Annotated in this window: 24 protein-coding genes; 3 read left to right on the top strand and 21 right to left on the bottom strand. The window is 40.8% G+C overall.

All coding sequences use genetic code 11. The annotated features are described in order from the left end of the window. Positions 1-6: 6 nt before the first annotated feature. Positions 7-792: an enoyl-CoA hydratase gene (locus AB8E63_RS00730; RefSeq protein ID WP_368909505.1), complete on the bottom strand. Its 786-nt coding sequence runs from the start codon at positions 790-792 to the stop codon at positions 7-9. Between the two features lie 253 nt (positions 793-1,045). On the opposite strand from AB8E63_RS00730, the gene AB8E63_RS00725 reads away from it, so the two are divergent. From AB8E63_RS00725 to serS, 3 genes are all read left to right on the top strand, one after another. Beyond that, positions 1,046-2,410, top strand: a complete 1,365-nt coding sequence (locus AB8E63_RS00725; protein ID WP_368909504.1) for an aspartate kinase — start codon at positions 1,046-1,048, stop codon at positions 2,408-2,410. Positions 2,411-2,412: 2 nt separating this feature from the next. Next, positions 2,413-2,784, top strand: a complete 372-nt coding sequence (locus AB8E63_RS00720; RefSeq protein ID WP_281137715.1) for a DUF956 family protein — start codon at positions 2,413-2,415, stop codon at positions 2,782-2,784. A gap of 213 nt (positions 2,785-2,997) precedes the next feature. After that, on the top strand, positions 2,998-4,272 hold the full coding sequence (gene serS, locus AB8E63_RS00715; RefSeq protein WP_368909502.1) for a serine--tRNA ligase: 1,275 nt from the start codon (positions 2,998-3,000) through the stop codon (positions 4,270-4,272). Between the two features lie 95 nt (positions 4,273-4,367). On the opposite strand, the gene groL is transcribed toward serS, so the two are convergent. From groL to AB8E63_RS00615, 20 genes are all read right to left on the bottom strand, one after another. Then, positions 4,368-5,987, bottom strand: coding sequence for a chaperonin GroEL (gene groL, locus AB8E63_RS00710; protein ID WP_368909501.1), 1,620 nt, complete (start codon positions 5,985-5,987; stop codon positions 4,368-4,370). Positions 5,988-6,002: 15 nt separating this feature from the next. Next, a complete protein-coding gene (gene groES, locus AB8E63_RS00705; protein WP_368909500.1) occupies positions 6,003-6,287 on the bottom strand; it encodes a co-chaperone GroES in 285 nt (94 codons plus the stop codon). A gap of 155 nt (positions 6,288-6,442) precedes the next feature. Further along, the gene (locus tag AB8E63_RS00700) at positions 6,443-6,838 is read right to left on the bottom strand and encodes a single-stranded DNA-binding protein (RefSeq protein ID WP_247912784.1); all 396 of its coding nucleotides are present in this window, start codon (positions 6,836-6,838) and stop codon (positions 6,443-6,445) included. A 72-nt stretch (positions 6,839-6,910) separates the two neighbouring features. Beyond that, the gene (locus AB8E63_RS00695; protein ID WP_368909499.1) at positions 6,911-7,672 is read right to left on the bottom strand and encodes an SDR family NAD(P)-dependent oxidoreductase; all 762 of its coding nucleotides are present in this window, start codon (positions 7,670-7,672) and stop codon (positions 6,911-6,913) included. Between the two features lie 222 nt (positions 7,673-7,894). Then, a complete protein-coding gene (locus tag AB8E63_RS00690; RefSeq protein ID WP_247912785.1) occupies positions 7,895-8,056 on the bottom strand; it encodes a histidine kinase in 162 nt (53 codons plus the stop codon). A 274-nt stretch (positions 8,057-8,330) separates the two neighbouring features. After that, the gene (locus AB8E63_RS00685) at positions 8,331-9,002 is read right to left on the bottom strand and encodes a CPBP family intramembrane glutamic endopeptidase (RefSeq protein ID WP_070460536.1); all 672 of its coding nucleotides are present in this window, start codon (positions 9,000-9,002) and stop codon (positions 8,331-8,333) included. A 134-nt stretch (positions 9,003-9,136) separates the two neighbouring features. Next, positions 9,137-9,787: a YtpR family tRNA-binding protein gene (gene ytpR / locus AB8E63_RS00680; RefSeq protein ID WP_368909498.1), complete on the bottom strand. Its 651-nt coding sequence runs from the start codon at positions 9,785-9,787 to the stop codon at positions 9,137-9,139. 9 nt (positions 9,788-9,796) lie between these two features. Beyond that, a complete protein-coding gene (locus tag AB8E63_RS00675; RefSeq protein WP_368909497.1) occupies positions 9,797-10,114 on the bottom strand; it encodes a thioredoxin family protein in 318 nt (105 codons plus the stop codon). Further along, positions 10,111-10,401 carry a DUF4651 domain-containing protein gene (locus AB8E63_RS00670; RefSeq protein ID WP_024053819.1) on the bottom strand — a complete coding sequence of 97 codons (291 nt, stop codon included), beginning with the start codon at positions 10,399-10,401 and terminating at the stop codon, positions 10,111-10,113. The genes AB8E63_RS00675 and AB8E63_RS00670 overlap by 4 nt, the downstream gene beginning before the upstream one ends. A gap of 235 nt (positions 10,402-10,636) precedes the next feature. Then, positions 10,637-10,891: a DUF1912 family protein gene (locus AB8E63_RS00665; RefSeq protein WP_000119707.1), complete on the bottom strand. Its 255-nt coding sequence runs from the start codon at positions 10,889-10,891 to the stop codon at positions 10,637-10,639. Positions 10,892-10,900: 9 nt separating this feature from the next. Beyond that, positions 10,901-12,235: a DUF438 domain-containing protein gene (locus AB8E63_RS00660; RefSeq protein ID WP_368909496.1), complete on the bottom strand. Its 1,335-nt coding sequence runs from the start codon at positions 12,233-12,235 to the stop codon at positions 10,901-10,903. Next, a complete protein-coding gene (locus AB8E63_RS00655; protein WP_000368732.1) occupies positions 12,235-12,468 on the bottom strand; it encodes a DUF1858 domain-containing protein in 234 nt (77 codons plus the stop codon). The genes AB8E63_RS00660 and AB8E63_RS00655 overlap by 1 nt, the downstream gene beginning before the upstream one ends. Before the next feature lie 101 nt (positions 12,469-12,569). Next, positions 12,570-13,349 (bottom strand): hypothetical protein, encoded by a 780-nt coding sequence (locus AB8E63_RS00650; RefSeq protein WP_368909495.1) that lies wholly within the window; start codon positions 13,347-13,349, stop codon positions 12,570-12,572. Between the two features lie 151 nt (positions 13,350-13,500). Then, positions 13,501-13,851 carry a 30S ribosome-binding factor RbfA gene (rbfA, locus tag AB8E63_RS00645; RefSeq protein WP_223333672.1) on the bottom strand — a complete coding sequence of 117 codons (351 nt, stop codon included), beginning with the start codon at positions 13,849-13,851 and terminating at the stop codon, positions 13,501-13,503. A 250-nt stretch (positions 13,852-14,101) separates the two neighbouring features. Beyond that, a complete protein-coding gene (infB, locus tag AB8E63_RS00640) occupies positions 14,102-16,843 on the bottom strand; it encodes a translation initiation factor IF-2 (RefSeq protein ID WP_368909494.1) in 2,742 nt (913 codons plus the stop codon). 16 nt (positions 16,844-16,859) lie between these two features. Further along, complete coding sequence (locus tag AB8E63_RS00635) at positions 16,860-17,159, bottom strand: YlxQ-related RNA-binding protein (protein ID WP_004251819.1); 300 nt, start codon at positions 17,157-17,159, stop codon at positions 16,860-16,862. After that, positions 17,152-17,445: an RNase P modulator RnpM gene (rnpM, locus tag AB8E63_RS00630; RefSeq protein WP_004251817.1), complete on the bottom strand. Its 294-nt coding sequence runs from the start codon at positions 17,443-17,445 to the stop codon at positions 17,152-17,154. The genes AB8E63_RS00635 and rnpM overlap by 8 nt, the downstream gene beginning before the upstream one ends. Positions 17,446-17,466: 21 nt before the next feature. Then, complete coding sequence (nusA, locus tag AB8E63_RS00625; RefSeq protein WP_006147911.1) at positions 17,467-18,603, bottom strand: transcription termination factor NusA; 1,137 nt, start codon at positions 18,601-18,603, stop codon at positions 17,467-17,469. A gap of 41 nt (positions 18,604-18,644) precedes the next feature. Further along, complete coding sequence (gene rimP / locus AB8E63_RS00620) at positions 18,645-19,124, bottom strand: ribosome maturation factor RimP (RefSeq protein WP_368909492.1); 480 nt, start codon at positions 19,122-19,124, stop codon at positions 18,645-18,647. 165 nt (positions 19,125-19,289) lie between these two features. Next, entirely contained in the window at positions 19,290-20,441 is a 1,152-nt protein-coding gene (locus AB8E63_RS00615; RefSeq protein WP_368909491.1) for a glycoside hydrolase family 3 protein, read from the bottom strand. Positions 20,442-20,549 lie beyond the last annotated feature (108 nt).

Genomic DNA, 20,549 nt, shown 5'->3' with positions numbered 1-20,549 from the left:
TATTTTTTATTTCCCGATAAATTCTGGACGTCTTCTTTCAGAATGTGCACGAACACCTTCTTTAAAATCTTCCGTATAGGATAGTGATTTTTGTAGTTCCAATTCAAGTTGAGCATATTCATGCCATTGCTTGAACTCACTTTCCCAAACAAGTTTCTTAATCGCAGCATAGGAATTTGAAGAGCCACGTCTCAACTTCTTCAATAATTGTTCTCTTGTTTTTTCTAATTGTTCACTAGTACATAGACGGTATAGAGCTCCTGCCTCCATTGCCTTTTCAGCGGTGAAAGCTTCTCCAGTCATAGCTAGTTGAGTTGCTCTAGTTGCGCCGAGCGATCTTGTCAGCAAGAATAAGCCACCCGCGTCAGGAGCCAATCCTACACCTACAAAAGCCTGGATAAATTTAGACTTGTCAGATGCGATACAGAAATCAACTGCCAAGGCCATATTGGCTGCAGCTCCAGCAACTGCTCCATCCACCTCCATGATAACAGGCTTAGGAATCTGTTTAATCTTATAAGAAATAGTATTGACCAATTCAGCAATTCGAGTTAAGGAAGCAATATCATCCTCATCGACAGCACGTTTCATTTCAACTAAATCGCCACCAACAGAAAACACCTTACCAGCAGCATTGATGAGAATAAATGAAACAGAATCGTCTTTTTCAGCTAATTCCAGTGCTTCTAAAATTTCTTCACACATAGGAATATGGAAACCATTTGCCACCTCGGGACGATTTAAAGTAATCACCGCTAAATCGTCTTGAATTTGAAAGATAATATGATTCATAGCCACTCCTTTAATTTAAAAAGCTGATTAAATTATTTTATCTTCAAAGTATATCTTTTTCTTTTTAGTTATACAAGTAAAAATTGTATAAAAGTGTATCAGCCGATTTTTAAAGGGTATTTTCTATACTAAAAATAACTAAGTTAAGCTAATCAGGTCCAGACCTCTAATAAGATGTAGCCTTTCCTATTGCAGATTGAAAAAAGCCCTTCTTTCTGCTATAATCGTATAAAATACTAACTGAGGAGTTCTTATGAAGGTTGTAAAATTTGGAGGAAGTTCACTCGCCTCTGCAAGCCAATTGAAAAAGGTTTTAAGCATTGTAAAAAGTGACCCTGAACGTCGTTTTGTAGTTGTATCTGCACCAGGAAAGCGCGATGCAAAAGATACCAAGGTTACGGATGCTTTGATTAAATATTATCGTGATTATGTAGCAGGAAATGATATCAGTGCTAGTCAAAATTGGATTATCGATCGTTACGCTGCAATGGTTAGCGAACTAGGACTTAAACCAGCTGTTTTAGAACGAATCTCTAAAAGTATCCGAACTCTCGCTACCCTTCCAATTGAAAACAATGAATTTCTCTACGATACCTTCCTTGCTGCAGGGGAAAATAACAACGCTAAACTCATTGCAGCTTACTTTAACCAAAATGGATTAGAAGCTCGCTATGTTCATCCACGAGAGGCTGGTATTGTTGTAACAAGCGAACCTGGAAATGCTCGTATCATTCCTTCAAGTTATGACAAAATTGAAGAACTCAATAATGGCACAGAAGTTCTAGTTATCCCAGGATTCTTTGGCGTGACCAAGGAAGATCAAATCTGTACCTTCTCTCGTGGTGGATCTGATATTACTGGTTCAATTATCGCAGCTGGAGTTAAAGCTGACCTTTATGAAAACTTTACTGATGTTGACGGAATTTTTGCTGCCCACCCTGGTATCATTCACAAGCCACACTCAATCCCTGAATTGACTTACCGTGAAATGCGGGAATTGGCCTATGCAGGTTTCTCTGTACTACATGACGAAGCACTCCTTCCAGCCTACCGCGGGAAAATCCCTCTTGTTATCAAAAATACCAATAATCCTGACCATCCAGGTACTCGCATCGTTCTGAAACACAGCAGTGATGAATTCCCAGTAGTGGGGATTGCTGGTGATTCTGGTTTTGTCAGCATCAATATGTCCAAGTACCTCATGAACCGCGAAGTTGGTTTTGGTCGTAAAGTACTTCAAATTCTAGAAGACCTGAATATTGGTTGGGAACACATGCCTACAGGTATCGATGACCTTTCTATCATCCTTCGTGAGCGCGAGCTTACACCAATCAAAGAGGAAGAAATCCTCCGTCAACTTGTTCAAAAAGCAGAGGTCGACCACGCTGAAATCGAACATGACCTGTCTATCATAATGATTGTTGGAGAAAAAATGAAGCGCCATATCGGAGTAACTGCTACAGCTACTCGTGCCTTGTCTGAAAATAATATCAACATCCAAATGATGTCACAAGGTTCGAGCGAAGTTTCTATCATGTTCGTTGTTCAAAAAGACCAAGAAAAAGCTGCCATCAAGGCTCTCTACCAAGCATTTTTCGGTGAAAGTAAGGAAGACTAAACATGGCACAATCTCTCAACAAAGTCATTGACCTACAAACAACTGGAACTTCCTATCTTTCCATTTCAGGAAAGGTCGGAAAATTCCTTGTTGGAGATCAAGCACTAGAATTTTACGCAGACCGAAATGTCGAGGATTATATTCAAATCCCATGGTCTAGCGTTAATCAAATCGGAGCCAATGTTTCAGGCCGTAAGGTTAGTCGCCATTTTGAAGTATTCACAGACCAAGGAAAATTTCTCTTCGCTTCAAAAGACTCTGGAAAAATTCTTAAAATTGCTCGTGAAAAACTAGGAAATGAAAAGGTTGTGAAGCTTCCAACCTTACTCCAAATCATCGGTCGTAAAATCAAAAATCTATTTGCAAAAAAATAGAAAGTTTAGTATAATCATAGAAACGGATAAGTAGGTTATCCTCTTCTTCCAGAAAGTCTGCGGATGCTGCGAGCAGATAGGAGAGATAGGTGAAATTCTACCGTTGTTTTAAATCAAATACAGAATCAAGTGCACACCTGTGAAGTTGGATGGAACCGTGGCTCTGCCACTCCAACGCTTTGTCAGGTGTGCTTTTTTCATAAAGGAGTTTATATGCTAGATATCAAACGTATTCGTACAGACTTTGATGCTGTCGCAGAAAAATTGGCTACACGTGGTGTAGATGCTGCTATCTTGAACGAGATGAAAGAAATCGATGCTAAACGTCGTGACATCTTGGTTAAGGTTGAAACCCTCAAGGCAGAGCGTAACACGGTTTCTGCTGAAATTGCTCAAGCTAAGCGCAACAAGAAAAATGCCGATGATAAGATCGCTGCCATGCAAACCCTATCTGCCGAAGTCAAAGCACTCGATGCAGAATTAGCTGAAATCGATGCTAAATTGACAGAATTTACCACTACTCTTCCAAACATCCCAGCTGATAGTGTTCCTATTGGGGCAGACGAAGATGATAACGTAGAAGTTCGCCGTTGGGGAACTCCTCGTGAGTTTGACTTTGAACCAAAAGCCCACTGGGATCTCGGAGAAGACCTTGGTATTCTTGACTGGGAACGTGGTGGAAAAGTCACTGGAGCTCGTTTCCTCTTCTATAAAGGCCTCGGAGCTCGCTTGGAACGTGCCATCTACAACTTTATGCTAGATGAGCATGGTAAGGAAGGTTATACTGAAGTCATCACCCCTTACATGGTTAACCATGATTCTATGTTTGGTACCGGAAATTATCCAAAATTTAAGGATGATACTTTTGAATTGAAAGACACTAATTATGTCCTTATTCCTACCGCTGAAGTACCTCTAACTAACTACTACCGTGATGAAATTCTTGAAGGAAAAGACTTGCCAATCTACTTTACTGCTATGAGTCCATCATTCCGTTCTGAAGCTGGTTCAGCTGGTCGTGATACTCGTGGTTTGATTCGTTTGCACCAATTCCACAAGGTAGAAATGGTGAAATTTGCTAAACCTGAAGAATCATACGAAGAACTAGAAAAGATGACAGCTAACGCTGAAAACATCCTTCAAAAACTCAACTTGCCATACCGTGTAGTTGCTCTTTCTACAGGAGATATGGGCTTCTCAGCTGCTAAGACTTACGACTTGGAAGTTTGGATCCCAGCACAAAATACCTACCGTGAAATCTCAAGCTGTTCAAATACAGAAGATTTCCAAGCACGTCGTGCCCAAATCCGTTATCGTGACGAAGCAGATGGTAAGGTTAAACTTCTCCACACCTTGAACGGTTCTGGACTTGCTGTTGGACGTACCGTCGCTGCTATTCTTGAAAACTATCAAAACGAAGATGGTTCTGTTACTATTCCAGAAATCCTTCGTCCATACATGGGTGGAGCTGAAGTTATCAAACCATAACATTTTCAGATAAAAAAAGAGGAAGCTGTGCTCCCTCTTTTTAAGTAATTCAAAAGAAACAGGTAGAAATTATGATTTCTACCTGTTTTTATTTATTAGTAACCACCCATCATTGATGGATCCATAGCTGGAGCTGGTGCTACCGGTTCTGGCTTGTTAGCCACAACTGCTTCTGTTGTCAAGATAAGACTTGCAACTGAAGCTGCGTTTTGAAGGGCTGAACGGCTAACCTTAACAGGATCGATAATACCTGCTTCAATCATATTAACCCATTCACCTGTCGCAGCGTTGAAGCCAGTTCCAAGCTCTGCATTTTTCAAACGATCAATAACGATTGAACCTTCATAACCTGCATTGTAGGCAATTTGACGAACTGGCTCTTCTAAGGCACGAAGCACGATGTTGCGCCCTGTCGCTTCATCTCCTGTCAATTCCAAAGTTTCAACGGCTGAGATGACATTAACAAGGGCAGTACCACCTCCGGCAACGATACCTTCTTCAACGGCTGCACGAGTCGCGTTAAGGGCATCTTCAATACGGAGTTTCATCTCTTTCAACTCAGTTTCAGTTGCAGCACCGACCTTGATAACTGCTACCCCGCCTGACAATTTAGCCAAGCGTTCTTGGAGTTTTTCACGGTCGAATTCTGAAGTTGTTGTTTCAATTTGAGACTTGATGACAGCGACACGGTTAGCGATGGCTTCAGGATTTCCTGCACCTTCTACAATAACTGTGCTATCTTTATCAACAGACACTTTAGCTGCTTGACCTAAAGCTTCGATGGTAGCATCTTTCAACTCAAGACCAAGGTCTTCGGTAATAACAGTTCCACCTGTCAAAATCGCAACATCTTCCAACATCGCTTTACGACGGTCACCGAAACCAGGAGCCTTAACAGCAACTACGTTGAAAGTTCCACGAATCTTGTTCAAGACAAGAGTTGGAAGAGCTTCACCGTCAACGTCATCTGCAATAATCAAGAGCGGACGGCTACTTTGAAGAATACTTTCTAGAAGTGGCAAAATTTCTTGGATGTTTGAGATTTTCTTATCAGTGATTAAAATGTATGGATTTTCAAGGTCTGCAACCATTTTTTCATTGTCAGTGACCATGTACTGTGATAGATAACCACGATCGAATTGCATTCCTTCTACAACTTCAAGCTCTGTTTCCATACCACGTGATTCTTCAATAGTGATAACTCCATCTTTACCAACTTTTTCCATGGCTTCAGAGATGTATTCACCCACTTTTTCAGAGCGAGAGGATACGGCAGCGACTTGTGCGATTGCTTCCTTGCTTGATACTGGAATGGCATTGTTCTTCAAGGCTTCTACAGCAGTTGCAACTGCTGCTTCAATCCCACGACGGATACCGATTGGGTTTGCTCCTGCTGTAACGTTCTTGATTCCTTCACGAACGATGGCTTGGGTCAAGACAGTTGCAGTGGTTGTCCCGTCACCAGCAATATCGTTGGTTTTAGAAGCTACTTCTGATACCAATTTGGCACCCATATTTTCAAAATGGTCTTCTAGTTCAATTTCTTTAGCGATTGTCACCCCATCATTGGTAATCAATGGTGAACCAAATGATTTTTCAAGAACAACGTTACGGCCTTTAGGTCCCAAGGTCACTTTAACAGTATCAGCTAGGATATCAACGCCACGAACCATAGCTGAACGAGCGTCTGATGAAAATTTAATGTCTTTTGCCATACTTACTTTCTCCTATTATTCTTCAACGATTGCTAAGATGTTAGCTTCACCTACGATGATGTATTTTTCATCCCCATCTTTAACATCAATACCTGCATGAGCTTCAACTAAAACATGATCTCCAGCTTTTACACTTGGAGCGACTAACTCACCGCTCAAGGTACGAACACCCTGTCCAGTAGCCACTACAGTAGCTGTTTTCGTTTCTTCTTGGGCTGATTTTGCGAGGACAAATCCCCCAACAGTTTGTTCTTTTTCTTCAATTTTTAAGACCACACGGTCGCCTAATGGTTTCAACATCTGCTTTCCTCCATGAGATAATCATATTGTTAGCACTCTTTGTATATGAGTGCTAAACCATAGTTCTATTGTATCACTTGGTCAAAAATAGTCAAGGAAAAAGTCTGATTATAGCATAAAAAAGAGTTCGAGAAAGCTCTCAAACTCCTATCGTTTTAGAAGGGAAGTTCCTCCTCTTCCAAAACCAAATCTGCTAGATCTTGGCCAGCATTATTTTCACGCATAGCACGTTGGGCACGACTTTCTAAAAGTTGGAAGCCTGTGGCGAGAACTTCGGTCACATAGTTGATCTGACCATTCTTCTCGAACTTACGGGTACGAAGCTCCCCGTCTACAGAAATGAGACTACCTTTGCTTGCATAGCTAGCCAAAGTTTCAGCAAGTTTCCCCCAGACAACAATGTTAATGAAGTCAGCTTCACGTTCCCCATTTTGGTCCTTGAAACGACGATTAATAGCAATAGTCGCACGGGCTACAGACTTGTCGTTGTTGGTTTTGTGCAACTCTGGTGTAGACGTTAAACGTCCGATCAGAATAACTTTATTATACATTTTTCATCCTCCTACTTATCTATTCGAAGGAAAAGAAAAAAAGTTACAAGATTTGTAACTTTTTTAATAATATTAATCTCTATGAATCATAAATCCAGTTGCTTGTTGATTGGCCATGATAGTCATATCTGTGATTTGTACTCGTCGTGGTTGACTGGTCACATAAACGACAGTATCTGCGATATCTTGCGCCTGCAAAGCTTCGAGTCCCTGATAGACTGACGCCGCCCGTGCTTCATCTCCATGGAAACGGACTTTTGAAAAATCAGTTTCTACAATTCCTGGCTGAATAGTGGTCACCTTGATATCTGTCGCAATGGTGTCAATCCGAAGCCCATCTGAAAAAGTTTTGACTGCAGCCTTGGTTGATGAATAGACCGCTGCTCCAGCATATGCGTATATACCTGCAGTAGACCCCATATTGATAATATGTCCTTGATTAGTTGCTACCATGGAAGGTAAGAGACAACGAGTAACAGCCATTAAACCCTTGACATTGGTATCTAGCATGGTCAACATATCCAACTCTTCATAGTCCTGATAAGGCGATAAACCTAGAGCCAGTCCAGCATTATTGACCAAGATATCAACCTGACCAACAGTTTCTAAAATTTCTGAACAAACAGTTTTTACCATGCTCATATCCGTAACATCTAACGGAAAGGTCCAGACTTTTTGATTTGGAAAGGCTTCTGTAAACTCGTTTTTTAGAACCTCGAGTCTTTCTGTTCGACGCCCTGTGAGTACAACATTCTCACCTTTTTCTAGATATGCACGCGCAATGGCTTCACCGATACCTGATGTTGCACCTGTAATGACTACATTTTTTGCCATCTTATTTCCCTCTGTCAAAGATCATAAATCACTTTTAGTGATTAAACAGTTCTATGAATACACTTTTTAAATCTTATATCCTTAATTTAATAGGGTTTTAGGACTTTTGAATCTTTCAAAATAGACTCATTTTTCAAATTTTAGTAACTTTTTAGTAACCTGTTCAAGATACGGATGTATAGCCCAGATAAAGACAATTCAAATTAGATTACGTCTATCTATTCACTTACCTTTTATTTGCTTTAATTCCTTTATCTCTTTTAGAATACTAAAAATATAGAAACTAAATAGAACTACACCTAAAAAAGATAAAACAAAGAAACCAAACGTAAGTTTTCCTTCCATACCAGCTACTACTCCAAGGGATAAAATACCGATAGCCATTATGGAAATTATGAGGATAAACCACAAGTAAATCATGTAAAACTTATAAAGATAGCAAAAGGACTCAGTCTTGTGCAATACAGAACTAAATCCTTTGGATAAATTACTTGTCTAACTTTTTGGGGTCTGTACAAAACAATGCTTTTTATTATTCAAGTTTTTAGCAAGATTCCTTACTTTTATAAATCAAGTCATCTAGCCCTCTTTTGCTGATAGTGACCATTTCCTCCCTATAATGAAAATCCTTTATTAGATAGATAACATTAAAATCTGTCTAGCTATACATCATTAGCAAAAGAATTCCTGTTGCATTTCCAAGAATATGAGAAAGTGTAGAAATCAAACAATTCCCAGACTTTTTATAAATCATTGCATAGATGATACTATCAACAAAAATCATGAAAATATCGTAGCTTACAAGCCCAACGCTTCCACTAGAAATATGGGCTATCGCGAACAATAAAGAAGATAGAATGGCACAAAGCCAAAATGGTATAATTCTCATTGACTTACCAAGAAAGAAACCTCTCCATGCAATTTCTTCCCCCAAGGCTGCGATTACTATTTGAACCATAAGGAGCGGTATTTTATCGAAGGATAACATACCATCCGTTCTTCCCAAAATATGACTAGCAAAAGCGCCCTTAAATATCATATCGCCGATAAGCAAAGTTGCTGCAGCGGTTCCTACAGGAAGCAAGACCAAAAGAATTACCCCTTGTTTTTTCAAATCATCGAAAAATGATTTAAAGCGCAAACCTGATTCTATATGTGATTTTTTATCAAAATGTTCAAGAACAAAGAAAAAGAGAATACCAATCAGTACAGTGAGACCTGACAAAGAAAGTTCAGGTATTATCTTTGTCAAAGACAATACTGCCATTAGAAACAAACCAATGATCGTAGTATATACAGACTTTTTATCTATTTTAGCAAAATCAGGCATAAATATTTATCCTCAACGTTAGTAGGGCGACATGGTTATTCATTTGTCCTGAATTGTCAAACTAGGTGCACAATTCAAGACTTAAAAAACTTTCGCCAAAAGATTTCTAGGATTTCACGAGCAAAGTTACACACTCAACAATTCGCTGTTGTCGTTGGTAATCGAGTCCAGTGTGTAGCTGGGTTAAAGGGTGTTCCAACTACCTGGTCGTCTGATAATTCAATGACACCACGTTTTTGGGGAGCATTTGGCAAGGCAAGTTCACGAGGACTACACATCATCCCAAAACTCTTTTCCCCACGAAGTTCCCCTGGGAAAATGAGATTGCCTTTTGGCATCATGGCTCCAGGAAGAGCAACAATGGTTTTCAAACCGACACGCGCATTGGGAGCTCCTGCAACGATTTGTACTGTTTTATCATTTCCAACAGCAACTTGGCAGATATTCAAGTGATCACTATCTGGATGCGCAACCATTTCTACAATCTCACCAACCACAAATTTTGGTTCCTTGTCATTGATGATTTCTTCAGTAAATCCTTGAGCTTGCAATTCTTGATTCAAACGAGCCACTTGGTCGTCTGTTAGAAATACTTGGCCACGATTCTCAATCTCAAATAAGCTAGAAACTTCAAAAATATTCCATGCAACAGTTTCACCAGTTTCTCTTAGAAAAACACGCGCTACATTACCTTTACGCTCAACATCTAGCTTGGCGTCACCACTGTTTTTCACGATGACCATAAGGACATCGCCTACATATTCTTTATTGTATGTAAAAATCATTCTTTTCTCCTATTTCAAACCTGCTAAAAAGTCATTGATTTGCCCCTTGGTTTTACGGTCACGATTGACAAAACGTCCAATCTCCTTGTCCTTGTCTAAAACAACAAGACTTGGAATCCCGTATACATCCCAAAGTTTAGCAAGTTCCATGTACTCATCACGGTCTACTCGTATAAAAGTGAACTCTGGATTTACCACTTCAATCTCTGGAAAGGCGGGATAAATATAACGGCAATCGCCACACCAATCCGCAACAAAAAGGAAGACCTTTTTGCCGTCCTGCTCTACTAAATCCGCTAATTCTTCCAAACTCTTAGGAGAAATCATAAGACTTCCTCCTCGTAGATGAGATCTTCATCTTCATAGACAAAGGTATAGTGACGACCATCTTCAAAAATGACACCACCAACAAGACGTTCTAGGCTACTTTCGTATACTTGGACATAGAGAGTCCCAATCTCACCCATTTCTGAGAAATAGTCACGCACAATAGCAGTTAACTCTTCCTGTGTTTTCATGAGTTTGTGATCATCAGCTACTTTCTTGGCACCAAAGGCAAGTGCTCCAAGCCCTGCCACGACTAAACCTGTTTTAATAATATTTTTCGTTTTCATGCTAACATTGTAACACAAAAAGGCTCAAGGAACAATGAAAAAGAGAGTGGGACAGAAATCGGTAATTCGTTAGAATTCGATTTCGTCGTCCCACCTCCGCACAGTTGAGTAGGGCTGTAAAAGCTGATGAAATCAGCGTAGTAGAGCCCACTCAACCACTGCGTCTTGCTCGACAATCCAAAGACAATTGAGAGGCTAGGACTTTTGTCCCAGCCTCCTTTCTAATTTCTAAACATTAATAATTTCTCTCGCCAAACAAGCCTTCTGGCAAATCATGAAATCCCTTACCCGCCTTGAAATTTTCAAACTTACCAAGCAAGAACTGATAAGCATCCAAGCGGCTTTCGTAGCGAATCATGGCATCTTTAGCACGCTCGTCTTGGTCTTCTTCGTAAACTTTTTGACTTTCCTTGTGCGCCATGTCGTTGATCATGATCTGGGTATTGACCCAGGCTTCAAATTCCTTCATAAATTCCTGTTCGTAACTCATTGATTCTCCTTATTCTAATCCACGGAAATAGTCCGTATCAATCTCACGGTAGGGCTGGATATCCTGAACATACTCTAGCACGCCTTGGAATTCCCCGTTTTCATCATGTACTGCAGCGTAGGTGATGTGGACAAACTTGCCTCGCGACTCTGACTTAAACCACATCTCGTACTTGTCTTTTTTCCCCTCACGAAGACCTTGCATAATCGTTTTGACTTTATCCAAATATTTTGGCGGGTGGCAGAGTTCGACATTTCGTCCAACTTGAGACGGTGTCCTCTTGAAAATCATCTCATCTGCCGGCGTATTGTCATTGTAATACTGGAAGATATCATCCTTATTAACAAAGGTAATCTCCATCGGCAAATGATTAAGGATAAGATTCGCCTGCTCAACTGAGAGATAACCATTTCCAAAAGCCTGTTGGCTATTGCGATCTACTACTGTTTCCTTTTCCTTAGGTGTGAAGGTGATGGTAAACTGACCTTCTGGCGTATCAATCACTTGCTGAACTTGTCCATCTACAGTTTCTGGCTGAATTGGTTCTTCTACACTTTTTTCCTCAACAAAACTTTGACGTTCTGGAATCCATTTCTCAGACGGACGGATGATAGCATAGCCATAGGCGTCACTTTCCTCGGCAATCTGAATCCAGTCATCCTGGGTAAAGGATTCGAGCAGAATCATGAGAAGGATTGATTCTTCCTTAAAAATCATACTTTCAAACTCTGTCGCAAAAGCTTCAAAAGCTTCCTTTACGGTGGAAATTGGTACTTCTGGAAGCGACTTGGTTGTCGCTAAAGCTGTTTGAAAGAGTTCCCTAATCTGATCATCAACTCCCCACATGACTTTGGGAGGTGAATCATGTCCATAACGTTCCATGATAGGAAAAAAGAGCTCTTCCTTGCGCTGGTAGTGAATATCAAATTGCCCAACAAGCCCCATCTGACGCAACAAACCCTTACGCATCTCCGCCAGCATTTCCTCGTCGTCCACAGATTCATAGGTCGAGAGCAATCTACGGACCCGAATCAAGGCAGCACGGAGTGCTAGATTTTCATCCTTAAAGACTCGCACAGGGTGACCAGGATGCTCAGTATCCTCAACTTCGACGCCCTTAACAGCATTTTTAAAAAGATTGGCATGCACATCACAGAGTTCCATGACATCTTCAAAGGTTACGCCTGAGTCAGAGTTCATCAACTCGTGCTCCATAAGGGAAATCTCAATAGCAGATACACCTGTAAAGGTCGCATCAAAGCGTTCCTGAACGGACTCTGGAGAGGCTCCATTATGCAATTCTAATAAAATATCCCGCAGGATATGAATACGTTCATCTGTCATTAGTCTAACCCGATCACTTCGTAACCATTTGCTTCAAGTGTACGCACAATCTTATCCATAGGAGTCCCTTCAAGCTTTGAGCCTTGTTTGAGCGAAACTTTTCGCCCTACAGTATTACGCATCAAGGGATTTGCAAGAGGTTTAAAACCAAGCTCAACCAAAATATCTAAAACTTCTGGATGTTTATCCACCACTTCCGCAACGGGAATAGATACGTCAATAATATTATCCATCACAACCTCCATTTAATTCTCACACTGGATTTTCTTTTTTCATTATACCACAAGGGCTAGGATAAAAAAACTAGCAGTACAAGTCTGCTAGTTTCTTCCTATTACTCTGCTTCGATGATTTCTGCTTCTTTTCGAATAGTTTCCACATCTCTTTGATATTGAACTTCGCTGTAATTGACTAGTTTGGATAATTCTCTTTGCAAACTTTTACCCATCGGTTTCATAGTTGTATAGGTTAAACCACCTGAAATTACTCCACCTAGAATAGGAATCACTTTTCCCATCCCTTTTGCTAAGCCTCCCTTTGTAAGGGTAACACCAAAAATTTTCAGGATTTTTTCTAAAATAGGATACCACAAAGTCTTAACCAAAGCCTTCTGAGGAACTGTCTTCATGACATGTTTAGCAACCGAAACTCCACCAGATCGAAGAAGGGCTCCAGCACTATTGACTCCAAGCATGACCCCAAGATAGAGCAAGAGCGTATTTTTGGCTTCTTCACTCAATTCATTTCGTGAAGCCCAAAGATCATCATAGCCATAAATATATCCCAATTCTTGAGCCAATTTTAACGAAAAAGCATAAAACTGAGCAACATCAGTTGGAATGGTGATTGCAAGGGCTAGACCACCAGGAATACCTGCAAGAACAGAAGTTCCACTCGCCAATAGAACATTATCCTTAATACAAGAATCAGCAACTTTATCTAAAATATCCTGGGGTAACAAGGCTGTTGGTCCCTCTTCTAGTAATCTAGGAATATCTTTTGGGTCTAATTGTTTGGAAAATTTATCTACTAAAAATTTTGACCGATCAACTTTCACAACAGGGAGTTTCACGACTTGTTGCAATACTTGCAAAGCTAAATCTTGTTTAGACATATTGTTGTTTTCTCTTCTGCTTTCAATTTTGAACTATATCATATCACATTTATTCTTGAAAAGAAATTTTCTGAACTCATTTTTTCTTGATAAGATTTTAGTAAAGCAGAGTCCTCGTTTTTAAAACAAAAAAGAGGGTTGCCCCTCTTTCTTATTTCTTATCCAGATTGCGTAGCATCTCGTCAATCTTGTTTCCATACTCGATGGATTCGTCTTTAACGAAAGTTAAGTCTGGAATTTTATACAATTTCAAATTGCGACCAAGTTCACGTTTGATAGTTCCGGTTGCTTTTTCAAGCCCGATTTGGGCCTTTTGATTATCTGAAGCAAGATTACTCAAAATAGTGTAGTAAACCTTGGCCATTGATAAATCACCAAGCATCTGAACATCTGTGATGGTCACTCCTTGGACACGCGGATCACGGACTTTCTTTTGTAAAATCTCATTGACTTCACGCTTGATTTCCATGCCCACACGGTCCGTACGGAAATGATTTCCCATGCTATTCCTTCCTCTCTATTGAACCAAAAGCTAGGCCAGCAGACCTAGCTATTTTTAAACTTACTGATTTTCAGTTCAAATTGGAACAAAGTGCAATTTGAACTCACCTGCTTCTTTCGCTGCAGTGAAAGTGATGGAACTGATTTATCAGGCCCATCACAGGGGATTTTTGAGACCTCAGGCTCAAAAATAAGCAATGAAACCATCGGTTTGCTTGCGTCCCTCACCACCTAAGAAAGGAGCAAAAATCTTATCGTTTGATTTCTTCCATGACGTATGCTTCAATCACATCATCCATCTTGATATCATTGTAACCATCAATCATGAGACCACCTTCACGGCCGTTTGTAACTTCTTTGACGTCATCTTTATAGTGTTTCAAGCTTGCAAGTTCACCATCGTAAATAACAACACCGTCACGAATAACACGGACTTTAGAGTCACGGGTAACTTTACCGCTAGTAACCATAAATCCACCGATTGTTCCGACTTTAGACACTTTGAAGGTTTCACGGATAATCGCTTCACCGATAACTTTTTCTTCAAATTCTGGATCAAGCATACCTTTCATGGCTTCTTCCATCTCTTCGATAACCTTGTAGATGATGCTGTGGAGGCGGATTTCTACATCGTCTGCTTCTGCTTGTTGACGAGCTTGCGGTGTAGGACGTACGTTGAAACCTACGATAAAGGCATTTGAAGCTTCAGCAAGAGTCACGTCAGATTCGTTGATAGCACCAACTGCTGAGTGGACGATGGTAACTTTTACACCTTCCACATCAATTTTTTGAAGGGAAGCAGCAAGGGCTTCAACTGAACCTTGTACATCGGCTTTGATGATGACGTTAACAGATTTAAGTTCACCAGCTTTAAGAGTGTCAAAGAGATTTTCTAGGCTGACACGTTGAGTAGCTTGACGTTGCTTCATAAGAGCACGTTTAGCACGTTCTTCACCAGCTGCACGAGCAGATTTTTCATCTTCGTATACAGCAAAGTGATCACCCGCCATAGGTGCTTCATTCAAACCTGTAATAGATACTGGTGTTGATGGTCCTGCAACCTTAACACGACGTCCAAGGTCATTGGTCATGGCACGGACACGACCAAAGGTATTTCCGACAACGATTGGGTCTTGAACGTTCAAAGTACCTTGTTGAACAAGGAGGGTTGCAACCGCACCTTTTCCTTTATCCAAGCGCGCTTCGATAACAGTACCGATGGCGCGAACGGTTGGGTCTGCTTTAAGTTCTTGGATTTCAGCCACAAGAAGAACAGTTTCCAAGAGTTCATCGATATTTTGGTTGAATTTAGCTGAGATCTCTACAAACTCAGAATCTCCACCCCAAGCTGTTGACATAACACCGTGTTCAGCCAATTCACCGATAACGCGCTCTGGATTTGCACCTGGTTTATCAATCTTGTTAATAGCTACGATAATTGGAACATTAGCTGCTTTTGAGTGGTTAATGGCTTCGATAGTCTGAGGCATAACCCCGTCATCTGCCGCTACGACTAGGATAGTAATGTCGGTAACAGAAGCACCACGTGCACGCATGGAAGTAAAGGCCGCGTGTCCTGGTGTATCAAGGAAGGTAATCTTCTTACCATTTTCCTCAATCTGATAGGCACCGATATGCTGAGTGATACCACCAGCTTCTCCCGTAGCAACACGAGAATTACGAAGGGTATCCAAAAGGGTTGTTTTACCATGGTCAACGTGTCCCATGATCGTTACAACTGGTGGACGTTCCACTAGTTGGTCTTCATTCAGATAATCATCTTCTACGAAGAAACGTTCGATATCGGCATTGTCCACTTCAACCTTTTGTTTAGCTTCAATTCCGTAATCAACCATGAGGAGTTCAATTGTTTCCCCATCCAAAGATTGGTTTTGAGTGGCCATAACGCCCATCATAAATAGTTTCTTAACAATCTCAGCTGGTTCACGTTTGATACGTTTTGCGATTTCCGCAACAGTCATACCATCTGTATACTCAAATTCTGTTGGCAATTCATGGAATTTACGTTCTGTAATAGGTTTTGGAGCCTGATTACGATTGTTTTGTTTGTTGCCTTTTTTATTTTTCTTATTGTTATTCCAGTTACTATTTCTTTGATTTCTCACTTGATTCTGACTACTTCGATTCTTTTGTTGTTTTCTAGGACCATCTTCTTCATGATCGTAATCATCACGATCTTTGTCTGGCCGAGCTTGCTTTTTACGACGTGTATCCACTACAGCCTCTTTGACTACAGGAGCTACTTCAACTACAGGCTGAGTTTGTTCAGCTAGTTTGGCAGCTTCCTCAAAGATTTCCTCTGGCTCCTTGCGTTTATTAGCTTGAGCCAAGGCTTCTTTGGCAACTTGAGACTGTTTGAAGCGTTCCTCGCTTGAGCGTGCGTATTCTGCATTTTGCTCAGCCTTCAGAGCTGCTGCGCGAGCTTTAAAGTCAATACGAGGACCAGCTTGTTTGGGACGATTATCAGCTTGTTGGCGATAATCATTGCCACGATTTCCTTGGCCTTGTGGTTTCTTCCCTTGGTCGTTAAAACGACGATTGTCACGGTTCCCTTGACCAGGTTTCCCACCATTACGGTTATCGTTCTTTTGACGGTTACCGTTTTGTTGTTGATCGCGGTTGTTACCTTTGTTTTGCTTGCGTCGTTCCGCTTGCTCTTTGGCACGCGCTTCACGTTCAGCCTTAAAGTTTCGACTCTGTGGTCTTGCAGCTACAACTTTTTCTTCCTTAGGAGTTGCTGGCGTAGCTGGTTTACTTTCCACCTTCGCTTCACTTGCTTTTGGCGCTACAGGTTTTGCTTCTGTTTTGGGAGCAGCAGGCTTAAAACTAGCTACGATTTTTTCAGCAGCAGCAGCCTCTACGCTTGAAGCATGGCTTTTCACTTCCAAGCCCAGCTCTTTTGCACGCGTTACAACTTCCTTACTTTCTTTTCCAAGTTCTTTTGCGATTTCGTACAATCTTTTTTTAGACAAATCATGTCCTCCTCTTCTATTCCATAAGAGACCTCATTTTCTTTGTAAATCCAGCATCTGTTACAGCCAGAACCTTTCTCGATTTTCCGACTGCTATACTTAATTCCAGTGTTGAAAACACGGTAATAACTTCTACTTGATAATAGTGGCTTTTATCCTGAATCTTCTTGGTTAGATTTGGGCTAGCATCATGAGCTAGAAATACCAATTTAACTTTCCGATCTTGAATGGCTTTGACAACCATTTCTTCACCCGAGATGATTTTCCCCGCTCGCTGAGCCAATCCCAAGAGATTACTTACTTTTTGCTTATTCAAGTCCTAACTCTCTTCTTTTTACTTTGTGATCAACATAGGCGATCAACTCGTCATAAAAGCTTTCTTCAACTTCCATGTTAAAGCTACGGTTAAAGACTTTTTTCTTTTTAGCCTCCAGGGCTTCTGCATTGTCTAGCTTGATATAAGCGCCCCGGCCATTAGCCTTGCCTGTCGGGTCGATAAAGACCTCACCTTCTTTGTTCTTGACAATACGAAGTAAATCTCGCTTGTCAATCACATCGTTGGAAACAACAGACTTGCGCAAAGGGATTTTTCTTGTTTTCATCTTTCCCTCCTCTAGCAGATCTTATTCTTCAGTCAATTCGTCTGTTTCAGCGTAATCCACTTGACCTGCTTCTTCCATAGCTTCAAATTCACTTGCAGACTTGATATCGATACGGTAACCAGTCAAATGTGCTGCTAAGCGAACATTTTGTCCACGACGACCGATAGCAAGAGATAGTTTGTTATCTGGCACAACCACCAAGGCACGTTTGCTGTCATTTTCATCAAAGATAACTTGGTCAACTTCGGCAGGAGCAATGGCATTGTAGATAAACTCAGCTGGATCTGCTACCCATTCGATAACGTCAATGTTTTCTTCTACCGGTACCATGCGGTCACTCTTAGCATCGTAGCGAGCTGGGTGGAATTTACTAGTGATTTTCTTGATGTTTGCTCCACCACGTCCAACGATTGTTCCGATAGCATCCACGTTAGGATTGTGGCTACGAACAGCAACTTTCGTACGGTCACCTGCTTCACGGGCTACGCTCATGATTTCAACAGTTCCATCATATACTTCTGGAATCTCTTGTTCCATCAAACGTTTGATCATTTCTGGGTGGCTACGGCTAACAAAGACGTTAACTCCACGAGGGTTGTCTTCCACTTTGTAGACATAAACTTCGATACGATCGTGGGAAGCAAACACTTCTCCAGGAATTTGGTCTTGTTTTGACAATTGGGCTTCAATGCTGCCAAGATTGACATAAATGAAGCGGTTATCAAAACGTTCAACTGTACCAGACATGATTTCTTGTTCATGCTCTTTGTAAGTATTATAGGTAATGGCACGTGTTTGCTTACGCATTTTTTCCATGATTGTTTGTTTAGCAGATTGGGCTGCTACACGACCAAACTCTCCTGGTGCCTCTTCAAACTTGATTTTGTCACCAAGCTCATAGGCTGAATTAATGGCAAGAGCATCTTTCAAGCTGATTTCCAAACGACTATCAAATACTTCATCAACAACTTCACGGACAGTGTAAACTGTAAAGTCACCTGTTTTTTCGTTGAAGTCGATAGCTACGCTGTCTGATTGACCATAGCGTCTACGGTAAGCAGAACGAAGTGATTCTACTACTGCGTCGATGATATCTTCTTTCTTGATTCCCTTGTCTTCTTCCAAAATGCGGAAGGCCTCTAGCATTTCTTTACTCATGTTCTTTTTACTTTTGAATTCTCAAAAGCTATCCTTTCTTTCTATAATTTTACTGCTAAACGTGCTTTTGATACCAAGTTATATGGAATTTGGACTGTTTTCTTGCGAGTTTTATCCATATATTCCATAGTCAACTCATCCTCTTCAAAGGACAACAAGGTTCCTTCAAAAACCTTTTGCTTATCGATGGATTGATAGAGCCCGACATGGATGTATTTCCCAACCGCTCCAGCGACTGCTTCCTTGGTTTTCAAAGGACGCTCCAATCCTGGACTTGTAATTTCTAGGAAATATTGTTCTGGGAAGGGATCCGGCTTGATAGTATCTAGGACAGGACTGATAATTTCAGTCAAGTCTGCCGTATCATTCAAGGTGATTCCTTCAGGCTTGTCTACAAAAATACTAAGAATCATGTCACTGCCAATCTTTCCGTACTCGATATCTACGAGTTCAAAAGGAGCTTCAATAACAGGTTCTACGACTTCTCTGACTAATTCAACGATAGTTGCGATTGCGTCCACCTCCTCATAAGCAAGAGGCGAAGATATCTCCCCGCCTCTCTTTCTTATATTCTTGTTATTAGTATAACACAAATCAATCCAATCTGCAAGGATTTGACCTTTTCACAACCAATAGAAGGCTTTCCTTCAAAGGTTTCTGCATGATTTTATAAATGACGTTTCCTTTTACTGAGACGTATCGAATAATCCCAAGTCATATTTCCATGCTAAAATACGTCGTACAGACTCATCAATACGCTCTTCTGTCAAGTCCCCAGAAGAAATTTTCTTTAATAGATAAGGAATCTGAGTTTGGTAGGAAGAACCTAGGATTAAATCATTTCCAGCTAATATTACCTGGAGAGCAGCTTCATCCTGACTGACAAAATCGGCTAATCCTGCCATATCTAAATCATCCGTCATTATGACCCCTTTAAAATTCAGCTCCTTGCGAAGAATTTCGTTGATTTTTGGCGAGATAGATGACGGCACTGTATCAATTTTAGTCAGGATATTGTGAGAAACTAAAATACTATCCGCACCTGCATCTATGCCAGCTTGAAAGGGTAGAAAATCTGCTTGTCTTAAATCATCCAAAGAGCGGTTGTCTTGGATAATGTCGGTATGACTGTCTCCATTATCACCATATCCTGGGAAATGCTTCAAGGTTGAACCGACCTTATTCTTTTGAAGTTCTTCTACAACTTGCTTAACATAACTTGCAGTTGTTTGGGCATCTTGTCCGATGGTCCGATCGTAAATAAATGTTGATGAATCACCAGCAAGATCCGCAACTGGAAAGAGTCCAGCATTGATACCAACAGATTTCAGCACCTCTGCCTTTTTCCTAGTATCAGAAAGAACAGCCTCCATCCCTCCTTGATGATAAAGGGTCATAGGAGATTGGAAAGGAGTCTCCAAAATCGAACTGATACGTGTTACTGTTCCCCCTTCTTCATCCGAACCAATCAATAAAGGTGTCTTGGAAGCGGCCTGGTAGCGACTTGTCAAAGCCTTCATATCCTCTAAGGTTTGTCCTTCAAAATCTCGTCCAAATAAGATATAACCAGACAAATGATAGGATTTGAGATCTTCTATTTGATGATCGGCAGGAACTCTAGCCCAGAATAATTGCCCGACTTTCTCCTCCAAGGTCATTGTGGCTAATCTATCTTCAACAACCTTTTCCTTATCTGTTTCACTGGTTTGAGTAGTTTTCTCAGTTTTTTCTACTTGCACATCTGCTTGTCGATGGTGTTGATAATCCAAAAAAATCAAACCACCTATCACAAGGAGAAAGAAAAGATAGACTACAACAGGTTTTATGCTTCTTCTCATAACCCCTTCATTATACCACTTATCAGGGCACAAGTACACACTTATCAAAAACCCAAATCTATAAAAAACTCAAGGATTTAGTCCTGTCGAAGACAGAACTATATCCTT

Origin of the sequence: Streptococcus sp. oral taxon 061 (assembly GCF_964211575.1) — a bacterium.
In the GTDB taxonomy this organism is placed as follows: Bacteria; Bacillota; Bacilli; order Lactobacillales; family Streptococcaceae; genus Streptococcus.
The sequence above is the reverse complement of the archived record's forward strand: the minus strand, read 5'-3'. Positions and strand labels throughout refer to the sequence as shown.